The organism is Xanthomonas arboricola pv. juglandis (assembly GCF_905367715.1).
Lineage (GTDB): Bacteria > Pseudomonadota > Gammaproteobacteria > Xanthomonadales > Xanthomonadaceae > Xanthomonas > Xanthomonas arboricola.
The window spans coordinates 2,030,950-2,044,903 of record NZ_HG999362.1 but is presented as its reverse complement, the minus strand read 5'-3'; the positions used below and the strand labels follow the sequence as shown (position 1 = coordinate 2,044,903).

General features: G+C 68.5%; 11 protein-coding genes and 1 other RNA gene. 4 read left to right on the top strand and 8 right to left on the bottom strand.

Annotated features, from left to right (window positions below; genetic code table 11):
* Positions 1 to 187: 187 nt before the first annotated feature.
* On the top strand, positions 188 to 1,597 hold the full coding sequence (locus KHN93_RS08910; RefSeq protein ID WP_024939557.1) for an MFS transporter: 1,410 nt from the start codon (positions 188 to 190) through the stop codon (positions 1,595 to 1,597).
* Positions 1,598 to 1,629: 32 nt separating this feature from the next.
* Here the strand turns inward: KHN93_RS08910 and KHN93_RS08905 are convergent, their stop codons facing one another.
* Both KHN93_RS08905 and KHN93_RS08900 read right to left on the bottom strand, forming a co-directional pair.
* Positions 1,630 to 3,327: an ABC transporter ATP-binding protein gene (locus tag KHN93_RS08905; RefSeq protein ID WP_212579416.1), complete on the bottom strand. Its 1,698-nt coding sequence runs from the start codon at positions 3,325 to 3,327 to the stop codon at positions 1,630 to 1,632.
* Between the two features lie 111 nt (positions 3,328 to 3,438).
* Positions 3,439 to 4,500 (bottom strand): phosphoenolpyruvate carboxykinase (ATP), encoded by a 1,062-nt coding sequence (locus tag KHN93_RS08900; RefSeq protein ID WP_212579415.1) that lies wholly within the window; start codon positions 4,498 to 4,500, stop codon positions 3,439 to 3,441.
* Positions 4,501 to 4,656: 156 nt separating this feature from the next.
* On the opposite strand from KHN93_RS08900, the gene KHN93_RS08895 reads away from it, so the two are divergent.
* The 3 genes from KHN93_RS08895 to KHN93_RS08885 all read left to right on the top strand — a co-directional run bounded on the left by KHN93_RS08895 (position 4,657) and on the right by KHN93_RS08885 (position 7,624).
* Positions 4,657 to 6,210 carry a B12-binding domain-containing radical SAM protein gene (locus KHN93_RS08895; RefSeq protein ID WP_212579414.1) on the top strand — a complete coding sequence of 518 codons (1,554 nt, stop codon included), beginning with the start codon at positions 4,657 to 4,659 and terminating at the stop codon, positions 6,208 to 6,210.
* 60 nt (positions 6,211 to 6,270) lie between these two features.
* Positions 6,271 to 7,485, top strand: coding sequence for a nucleotidyltransferase family protein (locus KHN93_RS08890; protein WP_104559223.1), 1,215 nt, complete (start codon positions 6,271 to 6,273; stop codon positions 7,483 to 7,485).
* 62 nt (positions 7,486 to 7,547) lie between these two features.
* Positions 7,548 to 7,624, top strand: a non-coding RNA gene (locus KHN93_RS08885) — sX9 sRNA.
* A gap of 150 nt (positions 7,625 to 7,774) precedes the next feature.
* Here KHN93_RS08885 and KHN93_RS08880 read toward each other — a convergent pair.
* The 6 genes from KHN93_RS08880 to KHN93_RS08855 all read right to left on the bottom strand — a co-directional run bounded on the left by KHN93_RS08880 (position 7,775) and on the right by KHN93_RS08855 (position 13,931).
* Positions 7,775 to 8,887 (bottom strand): glycosyltransferase family 4 protein, encoded by a 1,113-nt coding sequence (locus tag KHN93_RS08880; RefSeq protein WP_212579413.1) that lies wholly within the window; start codon positions 8,885 to 8,887, stop codon positions 7,775 to 7,777.
* Positions 8,884 to 10,014 (bottom strand): glycosyltransferase family 4 protein, encoded by a 1,131-nt coding sequence (locus KHN93_RS08875; protein ID WP_212579412.1) that lies wholly within the window; start codon positions 10,012 to 10,014, stop codon positions 8,884 to 8,886. The genes KHN93_RS08880 and KHN93_RS08875 overlap by 4 nt, the downstream gene beginning before the upstream one ends.
* A 136-nt stretch (positions 10,015 to 10,150) precedes the next feature.
* Positions 10,151 to 10,849 carry a class I SAM-dependent methyltransferase gene (locus KHN93_RS08870; protein WP_039520767.1) on the bottom strand — a complete coding sequence of 233 codons (699 nt, stop codon included), beginning with the start codon at positions 10,847 to 10,849 and terminating at the stop codon, positions 10,151 to 10,153.
* Positions 10,846 to 12,066 (bottom strand): amidohydrolase family protein, encoded by a 1,221-nt coding sequence (locus KHN93_RS08865; RefSeq protein ID WP_212579411.1) that lies wholly within the window; start codon positions 12,064 to 12,066, stop codon positions 10,846 to 10,848. Before KHN93_RS08865 ends, KHN93_RS08870 begins: the two co-directional genes overlap by 4 nt.
* 12 nt (positions 12,067 to 12,078) lie before the next feature.
* Entirely contained in the window at positions 12,079 to 12,921 is an 843-nt protein-coding gene (locus KHN93_RS08860; protein ID WP_212579410.1) for a class I SAM-dependent methyltransferase, read from the bottom strand.
* A gap of 158 nt (positions 12,922 to 13,079) precedes the next feature.
* Complete coding sequence (locus KHN93_RS08855) at positions 13,080 to 13,931, bottom strand: Wzz/FepE/Etk N-terminal domain-containing protein (RefSeq protein ID WP_212579409.1); 852 nt, start codon at positions 13,929 to 13,931, stop codon at positions 13,080 to 13,082.
* Positions 13,932 to 13,954: the final 23 nt, after the last annotated feature.

The following is a 13,954-nucleotide window of genomic DNA, read 5'->3' as shown; positions in this document are numbered from 1 at the left end:
CGCAGGCGCGGCAATGGCGCGCAAGCCATGCATTCGCCTCGGAGAGAGGGGCTTCACGCTGTGCGCGATGGCCGTTGGTGTCTGGCGCTCGTCGAATCGCCTGCGAATGCAGTTGCCTGGCTGCGAAGTACGGGCGCCGGGTGACAGGGCTGCTAGCTATGATGGACACCGCACTGGCAGCGCCTGCATGACAATGGCTTCGACCGCTCCGCTCGACCCCGCTTCCGCCACCCTGCACATCGCCGCGCGGATCGACCGGCTGCCGGCCAGCGCCACGCTGTGGCGGCTGGTCGGCCTGCTCGCGCTGGGTGGATTTTTCGAGTTGTACGACCTGTTCCAGACCGCCTACATCAGCCCGGGGCTGATCCGCGACGGCATCTTTGCCAGCGCTGCCGATGGCGCGTTCGGCATGTCCGACCAAGCCGCGTTTGCGGCGGCGACGTTTCTGGGCCTGTTCGTCGGCGCGGCCCTGCTGAGTCCGTTCGCCGACCGCTTCGGGCGCCGTCCGGTATTCACCTTCGCCCTGATCTGGTACACCGCCGCGACCGTGGCGATGGGCCTGCAGCACACCGCCACCGGGGTCATCGTGCTGCGCTTGGTGGTCGGGATCGGCCTGGGCATCGAGCTGGTCACCATCGACACGTATCTGTCCGAGCTGGTGCCGCGGCATATGCGCAGTGCCGCATTCGCGTTTGCATTCTTCGTGCAGTTTCTGGCGGTGCCTGTGGTGGCGCTGACCGCCTGGCTGCTGGTGCCGCATGCACCGCTGGGGGTGAGTGGCTGGCGCTGGGTGGTGCTGCTGAGCGGGGTATTTGCGCTGGCGATCTGGTGGCTGCGCAGCCGGTTGCCGGAATCGGCCCGCTGGCTGGCGGCGCAGGGACGCCATGCCGAAGCCGATGCGGTCTTGACCCAGCTCGAAGCGCGCTGCGCGCGCGATCTGGGCGCGCCCCTGGCCGCACCGCAGCCGGTTGCCCCCTCGCCGGCCAGCGACATGCAGACCGCGATGCTGTGGCGTGCGCCGTATCGCGGGCGCATCGGCATGCTGGTGGTATTCCATATCTTTCAGGCGATCGGCTTCTTCGGCTTCGGCAACTGGTTGCCGGCACTGATCTCGGCGCAAGGCACCGGCGTGACAAAGAGCCTGGCCTATTCCTTTGCGATTTCGCTGGCCTACCCGCTGGCGCCGCTGCTGTTGCTGCGCTTTGCGCAGCGCTGGGAGAACAAATGGCAGATCACCGCATCGGCCCTGGGCGCGGTGCTGTTCGGCGTGCTGTTTTCGCTGCAGCATCAGGCGCTCGGCATGGTGCTGTGCGGGGCGATGATCGCGTTCTGCAATGCCTGGATGAGCTTTGCCTATCACGGCTATCAGGCCGAGCTGTTCGCCACCGCCTTGCGCGCGCGGGCGGTGGGCTTTTGCTATTCCTTCAGCCGTCTTTCCACGGCGGTGAGCAGCGTGCTGATCGGTTGGCTGCTCGCCCAGGTCGGCAGCCATGGCGTGCTGGCCTTTATCGTGATCAGCATGTCGATCGTGGCCAGCGTGATTGCGCTATTGGGCCCGCGCACGCGCAATCGGGCGCTGGAAGAGATAGCCGGCTGATCGCGTCGCCGACGCGAGCACGCCACGTGACATCACGCGTCTGAGCTTGCAACCGCATCGGCGTGGGCAGCGGTCTGCGCCGCCACTGCAATGCCCAAGACAATCGTGCGATCGGCCACTGCGGCCAGGCTGGTGCGATGCGAGACCACCACCAGCACGGTCTGCGGCAGGCGTTGCCGCAGCATGCACAACACCTGCTGTTCGGCCTCTGCATCCAGTGCGCTGGTGGCCTCGTCCAGCACCGCCAGGGTCGGCTTGCGCAACAGCACCTGCGCCAGCAGCAGGCGCTGCGCTTCACCACCGGACAGGCGCCCATCCGGGCCGTTGATCGGGCTGTCCAGGCCTTGCCCGTCGCGCTGCAGACGGGCGCCCAATCCGACGTCGGTCAGCACCTGCCACATGCGTGCATCGCTGGTGCCGGGCAATGCCCAGTCCAGACAGGCGCGGATCGTGCGCTGCCACGGCCGCACCCCCTGGCCCAGGTAGGCGCCATGCAGCACCAGGGCGCGATACGCGGCGAAATCCAGCCGGCGCCCGGCCATGTGCGCGGTGAACTGCGCAGGCGGGGTCTGACCCGAGAGCACGTCCATCAGACTGCTCTTGCCGATGCCGGAGGGACCGACGACCAAGGTCAGCTCGCCGGGCAGCAACAGCAGCGGATCGAGAGCGAGCCTGGGCAACGGCGGTGCCAGGCCGATGTGTTCGAGATGCAGGGCGGCCGGCAACGGTTGTGCCGGTGCGGCCGACGCCGGTGGACGCGTCGTGCCCAGCGCCACATAGCGCCGCCACAGCTGCAACGCCGGCCACGCCGAGCGCAGTTGCTGCACGCTCTGGCGGGTGCTGACCAGATACGGCAGCAGGCGCCCGAGCAGCAGGCTGACGGTGATCAACGCAGCGCGGTCCGCGCCCTGCCACAGGTTGGCCAGCACCAGGATGCCGGCGATGGCAGCCACTGCGGTGGCTTCGAGCATCAGCCGGCTGCCCGCCACCAGCGCCTGCTGCTGCGCGTAGCCCTGCCCCAATCGAGCGGAAATGCGCTCGTAATGGAGGGTTTCCAATGCTTCGCGCTGGAACGAACGTACATGCCGCAGGCGCCGCGGGAAATCTTCGCTCAGCCAGAACAGCTGCGTCATGTCGGCCACGTAATCGCGGCTGATGCGCGCCTGGGTGTCGCTGCTGGAGATGCGCAAGCCCAGCCACGCCAGTGCCAGCAGCAGCGGCGTGGCCATCAGCAACGCGGGGGCGATCATGACCGCGATGCAGATGCTCACCAGTGCGGTCATTCCGGCCACCAGCAGCTGCAAGGTGGCACTGAAACCCTGGGTGGCGATCTCGATGTTGTAGGTCAGCACATTGGCGATTTCCGCCGAGCTGGCACCGGACAGCGCCGGCAGCGGCGCATCGATCAACGCCGCATGCACGCGCTGCCGCAACCCGATCGCGTAGCGGCTGGTCAGCCGTGCGGCCAGCCGTGCGCCATGCCAGCGCAGTGCGGCAAACACCAGGCTGACACCGGCAAACAGCGCCACCTGCATTGCCAGACCAGCCGGTAACGCCAGCGCGTAGCCGGCCAGGCGGACGGCATGACCAGGCTGCACCAGCGGCACCAAACTGACCGCGACCAGGCTGCCGGCCAGTGCGGCCAGCAGCGACAAGCCGACATAGAGCGCGATGGTCGACACATCCGCCGGCACCAGCGTGCCGACGAAATCGCGCCACAGCGCACGCATGGGTTTGCGATCTGCAGCCGCGCGTATCTCAGTCACGCCTGACGCTCACGGTGGAATACGGCATGGCGTCGGCCCGGCAGGGGACGCACCGCTGCCGCGCTGCCGGCGCGCTCACCGCAACACCTGCAGCAGCGCGTCCAGCGCGGCCTGGGGATGCGCCCCGCGGCGCAGGGTGAACATGCCGATGCGCTGTACCTGTTGGACAAAGCGCTGCCAGCCCGGTTGCCCGGCCGCATACGGCTGATCGTCTGCCAGGCAAGCGGCGATGCGTTCGGCGGGCATTGCCAGCAATGGCTGCGCGGGATCGCTCGCTGGCATTGCCGACAGCATCACCACCGCACACAGCTGCAAGGGCGCGCGCGCCAGTTGCGCACGGCCGTGGCGGATGTCGATCTCGAACTTTTCCACACCGCTGCGGCGGCGGATGGTTGGCGATGCGTTGATCCACGCGCGGGTGTCCGCGTCGACCAAATCCAGCGCGTCGGCACGCAGATGCAGGAAGTTGGCAACACCGGTGGTGAGGAGACTCTCCGGCGCCACGAACACGCCGTCTTCGGCGATGAAATCCAGGCCATGCAGCAGGCTGTGCAGCGCCAGGGTCGATTTGCCGGCGCCACTGGCGCCGAGCAACAGCACACAGCGTCCCTGCCGGCCCACGCAGGCGCCATGCAACGGCACCAGGCCCATGCCGCGCGCCGCCAGCAGGAACACCGAAAATTCGATCAGCTCGTAACGCACGTGGTAGGCGTGGGCGAGCATGTCGTCGGAAACCACCAGCATGGCGCGGCGCGCGGGCACCGACAACATCAGGTAATTGCAGGCATCCATGACGCCGCACAGCAATCCGCCGCTGGCATGGGTGCGCACCCGTGGCGGCTGTGCGCTCGAAGACGCGTGACCACGCGCCACCAGATCCAGCGTGATATGGAATTCCGGCGCACCCGGCAGGCGATGCGCAGGCAGGCCCGCGTAGGCCAGGTCCACCAATGCCAGCAGCGCGTCGCTGTCGCTTTCGAAGTGGAACAGTGCGCCGAGGATCTGCCGGCGCACGCACTGCCGACGCGGCCGATGTTCGCCGAACGGATCTGCTGCCACTGCCGCCGTATCCGGCGTGCCAGTGCGTGCGTCATCGCACACCGGCATCAATTGCGCCAACGCAGCCGACTGCGGCATGCCCTTCCACCCGTTGCATCGATCAGCCGGTGTGTGCCGAACGGCACCAGAAAGGTTGCCGCATCCGCATCGGCACGCGTGCCCAATGCACGCCAACAACGGCATGCCGATCGGCGCAACCAAAGCCACCTCCATCCGCACCTACTGCCGAGCCGAATGCCGGTGCCTGCGCACGCCGCTGCTGCGCGCACCTGGCGACAGAACGAGAGCCTTGTGCAGATGCTAAAGATCCAGGTCAGTCATTCGTATTTCCTGCGTTACGACCCCAAGCAATGGGAGCGCGGCAAGCCGTATCCACCGCTGGCGACGCTGCAGGTTGCCGCGTTATTGCGCGAGCGTGGCCATGCACTGAGCCTGTTCGACGCGATGCTGGCCGACGACGTGCAGGACTACACCGGCGCCTTGCACGCTGCGCAGCCTGACCTGGTGGTGTTCTACGAAGACAACTTCAACTTCCTCACCAAGATGTGCCTGAGCCGCATGCGCGAGGCGGCCTGCCAGATGATTGCGCAAGCGCGCGCGGCCGGCTGCCGCGTGCTGGTGGCAGGATCGGATGCATCCGACAACCCGGATGTGTTTCTGGCTGCCGGCGCGCATGCGGTGTTGATCGGCGAAGGCATCGCGCCACTGCTCGAACTGGTGGCGCGCGTCGAAGAAGATCCCATTATCGATACAGACGCCTGGCTCGCGGGCGTTGCACGTATCGCCGTCAGCTCATCTGCTGCAGCACACGTGCATCGTGGCGCACAACCGCCGGACGCGCGCCTGAGCGGCCTGCCGGCCTGGGACCTGGTCGACATGCCGCGCTATCAGCGGTTCTGGCGGCAACGGCACGGCTATTTCAGCCTCAACATGGCCGCCTCGCGCGGTTGCCCGTTCCGCTGCAACTGGTGCGCCAAACCGATCTGGGGCAATCACTACAAGCGCCGCGATGCGGAAGACGTGGCTGCCGAGATGATCCATCTCAAGCGCAGCTTCCAGCCCGATCACCTCTGGATGGCCGATGACATCTTCGGCTTCCATATCGATTGGGTGGAAACCTTTGCGCAGCGCCTGAGCGATGCCGATGGCGCGATCCCGTTCACCATCCAGACCCGTGCCGACCTGGCCAGCGAGCGTATGGCTGCTGCGCTGGCACGCGCCGGCTGCGCCGAGGCCTGGCTGGGTGCCGAAAGCGGTAGCCAGCGCATCCTGGACAAAATGACCAAGGGCACCGAGGTTGGCGAGGTCATCGCCGCACGCCGGCGCCTGGGTGCGCACGGGATCCGCGTGGGCTTCTTCATTCAACTCGGCTACCTGGGCGAAGAACTCGACGACATCCTGGCCACGCGCGCACTGGTGACGCAGGCCAATCCGGACATCATCGGCGTCAGCGTGTCCTACCCGCTGCCCGGCACCAAGTTCTACGAAGAAGTGAAAAACCAGCTGGGCGGCAAGACCCATTGGCAGGACAGCGACGACCTGGCGATGATGTTCCATGGCGCGTACGACTCGGAGTTCTACCGCAGCGTGCGCGATCTGCTGCATACGCAGGTGGACCTGCAGCAGGCGCGCGCCACGCTAGGCGCCGATGCCTTTGCACAGGCCTCGGACACGTTGGAAGCACGCTGGTCCGCCTTGATCGCCAGCGAACAGCAACATCGCACCGAGCCGCTTGGCGGCGCTGCCGCACATCAACCACGCCGGTTGGCCAGCGTGCTGGTCGGCTGACGCACAACCCGCCGACCTCGCTTCCCGACCCCACGTTGCCTTTCTCGGAATCTCCGCCGCATGCAGCCTTCCCTTCGCACCATCAAGCACGGCCTGCAGACGGCCACCGAACGGCTGGCCCGGGAATTGGCACAGCCCGGCGAGGCAGTGCCGCAGTGGGACCGGCTGCAATGGCAGCTGGCCGCGGCCGCGGCGGCCGCGCATGGGGTGTCGCCGCTGCTGCAACGCCGTTCGCTGTGGCAGGAGGTCGACTGGACAGCGTTCCTGCACGACCAACGCAGCCATGTCGAAGACCGCCATCGGCGCATCGCGCTGCTGCTGACACGCATCGACGCGGCAGCGCGTGCGGCGGGCATCGCCCTGGTCGGTCTCAAGGGCACCGCCTTGCATCGGCTCGGCGTCTATCTGCCCGGCGATCGCCCGATGGCCGATATCGATCTGCTGGTGGCGCCGGAGGATGCGCCCGCGGCGGCGGCGCTGTTGTGCGAGCTGGGTTACGTGGCCTCCTTCGAACAATGGAAGCACCAGGTGTTCAAGCCGCTGCAGGGCGAGGCGGTCGCAGGGTTGGGGGAGCATCGCGATGCGCCGATCAATCTCGAGCTGCATACCCGCATCCAGGAACGCCTGCCGCTGAGCAGCGTGGACATCACCGCGCGCATCCTGCCGGAGCGTCCGCAGCCGGGATTGAATCCCTACCCGTCGGTCGGCGCGCTGATGTGCCATCTGCTGCTGCATGCGGCCGGCGGCATCTGCCAGCGCAGCATCCGCCTGATGCATCTGCATGACCTGGCATTGCTGGCCACGCGCATGGGCCCGCGCGACTGGGAACAGTTGTGGGACGACCCGGCCATGGCACCGTGGTGGGCGTTGCCACCGCTGCTGCTGTTGCAACGTTATTACCGCAGCGTGGTGCCGCCGGCGGTGATGGCGCGGCTGCAGGCCGATTGCCCGCGCCTGCTGCGCATGCGTGCGGCCCGCCAGACCCTGACCACCGCCTCGTGTTCCAACCTGTGGTTGTCGGCCCTGCCCGGCATCGAGTGGTCACGCTCGCTGGGCGAAGCGCGGCAGTACCTGCGCAACCGGGTGGTGCCGTCGGCCGAGAGCCGCAAGGAACGTGCCGACATGCTGCAGACCCAATTGTGGCTTCAGGACCAGCCGTGGGTGCGGCAGACCCAGCTGCGCCGGGTGATGACGCGCCTGACCCGGCCGGTGCCGCGCACCGACATGCTGTATGTGGTGCGTGCAGCGCTGGACGGCTATCTGCAGCCAGTCTGAGCGCGGCTGACAACGCTGCTGCGCTCACTGCTGCACCGGCGAGGCCGATGCCCTGAGGCGGCAGGTATCAGCCGCACAGTCCGATTCCGAGCGCGCCGTCCACATCCATCCATCTGCCGCTCGCGACGTCTTGTTGGCCATTCCAGGACTGCAGCAGGCGTGCACAGGCTGCCGCTTCTTCAACCGATCGCCCTTGCGAGGATGTCACCACGTTTGGCCTGGCAGCCTCGTTGCTGCACCGCGCGTATTGCATGGCGGCTGATGCAGGCTGCGTCCCTTGCGAGCGCAGTCAGCGCAGCGGCCGCGCCTCGCACAGTTGCCGATACAGCTGCTCGAACAACCGCGTGGTCAACGCCGCGTCCTCGCGTACCGCACGGCATTGCGCCGCCCAGGCCAGGCGCAGGCGCAGCTCGTCGTCGGCCAAGACCTGGCGGACGGCTTCTGCCAGCCCGGCCCAGTCGCCCGGCGGCACAGCGAGCGCACACACCGGTGCCCACTCGACCAGATGCCCGACTGCGGTGCCGACGGTGGGCACGCCGGCGACCGCCGCTTCCAGTAGCACCAGCGGGCCGGCCTCGTGCAAGGACGACAGCACCAGCAGGTCGGCCGTTTGCATGATCGGGCGCAACTCGCGCTGGGTCTTGAAACCAAGAAAACGCACCTGCCCGCCCAGGTCCAGCTGGTGCACCAGGCGCTGCATGGCGCCATCCAGCGTATCGACGCCGACCATGTCCAGGGTAAAGGCGACACCGGCGCGTTTGAGCGCCGCCATTGCCTGCAGCAAGGTGGTCTGGTCCTTGACCGGATTGAGGCTGGCCACATGCAGCAAGCGGGCGATGCCGCCGCTGCGTGCACGTGGCGCCGCCGGTGGCCAGGCCCGCAGATCCACGCCCAGCGGCACCCGCTGCGCGTGGATGCCGAGCGCCAGCAGCAACTCCAGGATGGGCGCACTGGCCGCGGTGACGCGATCAGCCAGGCGCAGGATCACCGCTTCGCGCAGGCGCCCGCGCCAACGCTGCCGGCCGCCGTAGCCGATGCCATGCAATGCGACGAGTTCGCCACCGGCGATATGCACCACGCTTGGACGACGCAACAGCCTTGCCGCGGCGACCGCGATCAGGCTGCAATAGCCGGAAAAGATTGCCTGGATCACATCGAAGGGGGCACGCCGGTGTTCGCTGGCGATGGCGGCGATCGCGCGCGTGCGGGTGCGCCTGGCGCCGATGTTGTGCACGGTGGCGCCGCGCAATGCCCAGGTACCGGGCAGCGGCTCCTGGTGCAGCACGAACACATGCACCTGGTGATGGCGCGCCAGCCATTCGATCAGGGTCAGGAACACCGGGATCACGCGGACCTCGCCGCTGCGGTCGACGCCGCCTGGGACCACCAGGGCCAGTTTCATGCGGCCCGCCCTGGCGCGGCGGCCAGCAATTGGGTATACGCATGCTTCCAGCGTTGCCCCACCGCGGCAAACGACAGCCGTGCATCGAAATGCGCGCGTACCTGTGCGCGGTCGGGGCGTTGCCGGAAGACCCGCAACAGCAGTTCCGCCAGGGCCGAGGCATCGCCCACCGGCCACAACGCGCCGACTGCGCCGCCATCGCTGAGCGCACGAAAGGCCGGGATATCGGTCAAGAGCGGCAAGGTGCCGCAGGCATAGGCTTCCACAGCCGCGTAACCGCAGCTCTCCGCATGGCTGGCGGAGACGAACAGGTCGCAGGCACGCAGCAGCGTTTCCACGCGCGCATGCGGCACCTTGCCCAGCAACTGCACGCAGCGCGCCAGCGACGGATCGGCGCGCAGGCGCTGCTGTACCTGCTCCAGCAACGGCGCCTGGTCGAACACGCACCACAGCCGCAGCCCCGGCAACACGCGCGCGGCCAGGGCGATGGCGTCGAGCACGCACAGCGGATCCTTGGCCGCGCTCAGATGCCCGACCCACAACACGCAGGGGTCGCCCTGCAGGCGGGTGTGCTCGCGTGCCTGCAGGCGATCGCCCGGCGAGAAGCGGCTGCTCGATTCGGGAATCGCAAACAGCTGCGTCCTGGCCTTGAACAGGCGCGCCTGTGCGAACGGCTGCGCCATGTCCTGCGAGGTGAACGCGATCCCGGCGGCGGCAGCGTAGCGACGCCGCCACACACTCCGGGCCCACCAGCGCGGCGGGCGATTGGCGTGATCCTGCAGCAGGATCGGCGTATGCGGCAGCAGGCGGGCGAGACGGCGTGCATCGCCGGCAAATTCCAGACCGTGGACATGGACCACATCGGCGCCGATCTCGCGCAGCGTCGCCGCAAGCAGCGCTGCGCGCTGCGCACTGCCGCGCGCACCCAGCTCGACGAAGCGGTAGTCCACGCCCTGGCGGGTGAGCCGCAGGTTCAGTGCAGAGGCCTGGACCACCGCCACGCGCACCCCGGCGCTGGCGACGGCCTCGGCGATATCGGCCAGCGATGGCCATTGCGCGAACACCTGCTCCGCCGTCAGGCCGGCCGGCGTCGGCACCAGATTGAGTTGCGCCACCCGCAAGCTCATGACAGCGACCGCGCCCGGATTGCACGGCCTGCAAGCGCGATCGGGCCACGTGCCGCGCAGCGCGCGGCGCGCAAACGGCAAGGCTTGCCCGCGGCCGAGGTGCTGCAGGCACATGCCAGCATGGCCGCCACGTTGCTCACGCGATGCGCCGCAGCCGCAACACCAGCGCGACCGGCACCTGCAGCGCGGCCTGATCGAACCGTGCACCGGGCGCGATGTCGGCCGGGTCCAGCATCGGCTCGGCCACTGCTTCGATTTCCATCCCCAGCGCCGCACAGGCCGCATGCCAATGGCTGTAGAGATGTTGCGTATGCCGCACCGCGTACTGCCGGCCATCGGCCTTGAAGTCGCGCCGCCAGCCCAGCGCATGGCCGATCGGATGCACATCGCTGCACAGCACGATGCCGCCGACGCGGGTGACCCGATGCAGTTCTTCCAGCGCCGGCCATAGCCGCTGCAGATGGCCGACCACCAGGCCGCAGACGCTGAGATCGGCCACCGCATCGTCCAGCGGCAACTGCTCCAGGCTGCCCTGTTGCAGGCGCATACGCGCCGCTGGCCAGTGCTGCGACAGCTCGGCGTGCGCACGCTGCAGCATCTGCGGCGACAGATCCACGCCGGTGACCTGCAGCGCGCCGCGCCGCAAGGCATGCAGCATGTAGCGGCCACTGCCGCAGCCGGCGTCCAGCACGTGCTGGCCCTGCAACACGCTCGGCATCAGCGCGAGCATGGCGCGTTCCTCGGCCAGCATCACCGGGTTGTGCGCATGCGGCGGATACGCCTGCGCCCACAGCGCATACGCCGCTGCCGGCTCCAGCGTCGGCACTGCGCTCACGACAGCGCACCGCTGGTGGCCATGGCCACGCCGGGCCGGTGCGCTGTCAGCGCCACGCGCTGCAGGCCCGGTTCCAGTGCCAGCACCGCCGGATCGGCCAGCGTGGCATCGAGCAGCTTGGGGCGGCCATCCAGCAGCACCGGCACGGTCGAGACGCCTGCAGCGTCGAACCAGTCGGCAAAATCCGGGTCGGCGATGCGCGGGACGCCATCGCGTATCACCGCACGCAGGTCGCTGCGTGTGCAGCCCACCACGCTGTCGGCCGGGTCGCCACCGCGGTCGCGCACGATCACCAGATCGGCCGCCGCCCCCGGCGCCAGGCGTCCACGCGTGGCCATGCGCAGGATGCGCGCCGACTGATGGGTGACCAGGCCGAGCAATAGATCCGCGGCCAGCCCGCTGCTGGAGGCAATGCGCAGTTCTTCCAGCAGATCGCGCGAACCGCTGACGCGCGAATCGTTGCCCAACGCAAGCCGGCCCGCCATGCACAGGCGCCAGGGGTCGAGCGTGCGACCCAGCAGCGCAAGATTGCTCGACGGGCACCACACCACCGCCGCGCCGCATGCGATCACCCGCTCGATGTCGCACTCGCCCATGCCCACGCCGTGGATCAGCACGCTGTTGGAGGCCAGGCAACCGAGCCGATCCAGTTCCTCCAGCTCGGCGGCCGCCACCGCGTCGGTGCCTTCGGCCAGGTGGATCATCCAGGGGTGCTCGGGCGAGGTGGCGGCAAAGCTGCCCTGCACCGGTGGACCGTAGCCGGTCCATCCCAGCGCATAGCTCCAGCCGAACTCACGCAGCAGGCCAACCGGAAAGCTGGCCTCTTCCAGGGTGGCATGCCACGGGTCGTGCTGCGCCACGCAGGTGACGCCGGCCAGCAGATTCTTTAGTCCACCGTGACGCAAACGCACCGCCTTGGGCACACGCAGGGCCGCGGCCACCTCGGGATGCTGGAAATGCGCCTGGAATGCCTCGATCCACGCATAGCTGTTGGGAAACGCCGCGCCCTGCGGCAGCGGCGGCACGCAGTTGACCTGCAGATGATCGTGCGCATTGATCAGGCCGGGCGCCAGCACATGCCCCTGCAGGTCCAGGCGCAGGCTGCGCGTGCCGAGCGTGCCGCCGAAGCGCCCCGCGCGGATGGTCAGCGGCGCGCGCGAGGGGCCGGCCAAGGTGATCGAGCGCGCGCCCTGCAGACAGACATCGGCCATGGACATCGGCGTCTCCACTCAGCGCTTGCGCATCACGATCAGGAAGTGGTCGCCCATGTCGCGCAGCAACGGCAGGCCGCCCAGCCGGTCGTCGCACTGGCCCAGGCGCGCGGACAGGCGCGGATGCCGTTCGCAAAAATCCACCAGGTACGGCGGCGGCAGGAACAGGCTCAACGCGCGATAGCGGTCCAGGACGAAATGCTTGGCGAAGGCGCGGTAGAACTCGCGCGGCAGGTGGTACCAGGTCCAGATGGTGTGGCCGTTCATGCCCACCGCGGTGACCCCGCGCGCGGCCCGCACCGCGGCGCGTTTGAACCGCCCGCGCACGCTGTAATGGCCGATTTCCCAGGGGCAGATGCGCCCGATCACCGAGAACACCAGGCAGCCATCGGCGCGCAGCAGACGCGCGCATTCGGCCGCCACCGCCGGCAGATCCGGCGCGCAGTTGAGTGGGCCGAAGTTGGAATACATGCCGTCGAAGCTGCCCTGCAGCTGGTCGAGCTGCTGGATGCCGACATGGGCCGCGCTCAGGCGCTCTTGCAGGCCCTGCGCTGCCGCGCGATGGCGGGTGCGCTCGACCATCGCCGGCGACCAGTCGGTGGCCAGCACGTGGTAACCGCGACGTGCGAATTCGCCGGCATCCAGGCCGGTACCGCAACCCAGGTCCACCAGATGCGAGCCCACCGGCAGCTCGGCCGCGACGGTGTCCCACAAGGTGGTGCGCATGCGCTGGATCAACGCGTTGTTGCCGCGTGGGCCGTCGTAGTCGGGCGCAACGCTGTCGAACGCGCGTTGCGTTTCCAGCAAGCGCTCCGGGGCCACCGTGCCACCGCGCGCCGCATGCTCATTGGCCACCGACATGCGCAGCCTCCCACACCGATCCAGCTGTTCTCACGACACTCTCCAGACGCGATACCGCCAACGCGGCAATCGCTTGATTGACCGGTGAGTGCCTCGCGCCGGCGGTTTGGTTGCAGCGTGGGCAGCCTTGCGCAGCGTGCCGCACGGCGCTGCGCAGATCAGCCGGCGGCGCGCGGGGCGGCCACCGTGCGGCGACGCCATGCATTGCGCAACACCGCCGCCAGCACCGCCAGCCCCGCCCCGCCGAGCAGGCCGGCGGCCCAGGCGGTGACGGCATTGGGAAACGCCTGCTGCTCGGGCACGTACAACGGCCATGCCAGCGAGGTCTGGTAGGTGTAGCGCGTGGTCAGCCGGGCAATCAGATCGTCGCGTTCGCTCTTCAATGCGCGCACGGTGGTGTTGCTGTCGGTCAACAGCACGCCTGCCAGAACCTGGACCGGCGTGGCCGCAGCGGTGCCCTGCCCGGCCTGCACCTGCTGCTGCAACTGATCGCGGTTGCGGATTGCCGCGCGCAGATCGCCGGTGAGGCCTTGCAGGCGTGTACGCGCCAGTGCGAGCGCCACGGCATTGGTGTCGCCGTGCAGGCCCTGCAAGGCGCTCACCGTCGCCATCGCCAGCTTGCGCGCCTGCGCCGACGATTCGGCCCGGATGGTCACCCCGATCAGATTGGCATACGGGTCCGGGTCCGGTTTGAGGCTGCCGCGGTACAGCTGCGCAGCGCGGCTTTTCAGCGGCACGCCGGCCTGGCGCAGCACCGCATCCTGGAACAGCCGCGTCTTCATGCGGTCGATCACGCGCTGGAACGGTTCGACCTTGGGGTCGCGCCCGGCCGGCGTGGGGCCGATCTCGCCGACCTGGATCCAGGCGGTGGCTTCCCACTGCGGCCTGGCCAGGCGGGTAAAGGCAAAGGTCAATGCAAGCACCACCAGCAGTGCGGCCAGCGCCCAGCGCCATTCGCGGCGCAGGATGCGCCACAGGTCGATCAGATAGATATCGTCGTGTTGAGTCATGGTGCACCGGCTCTGGAACAGGG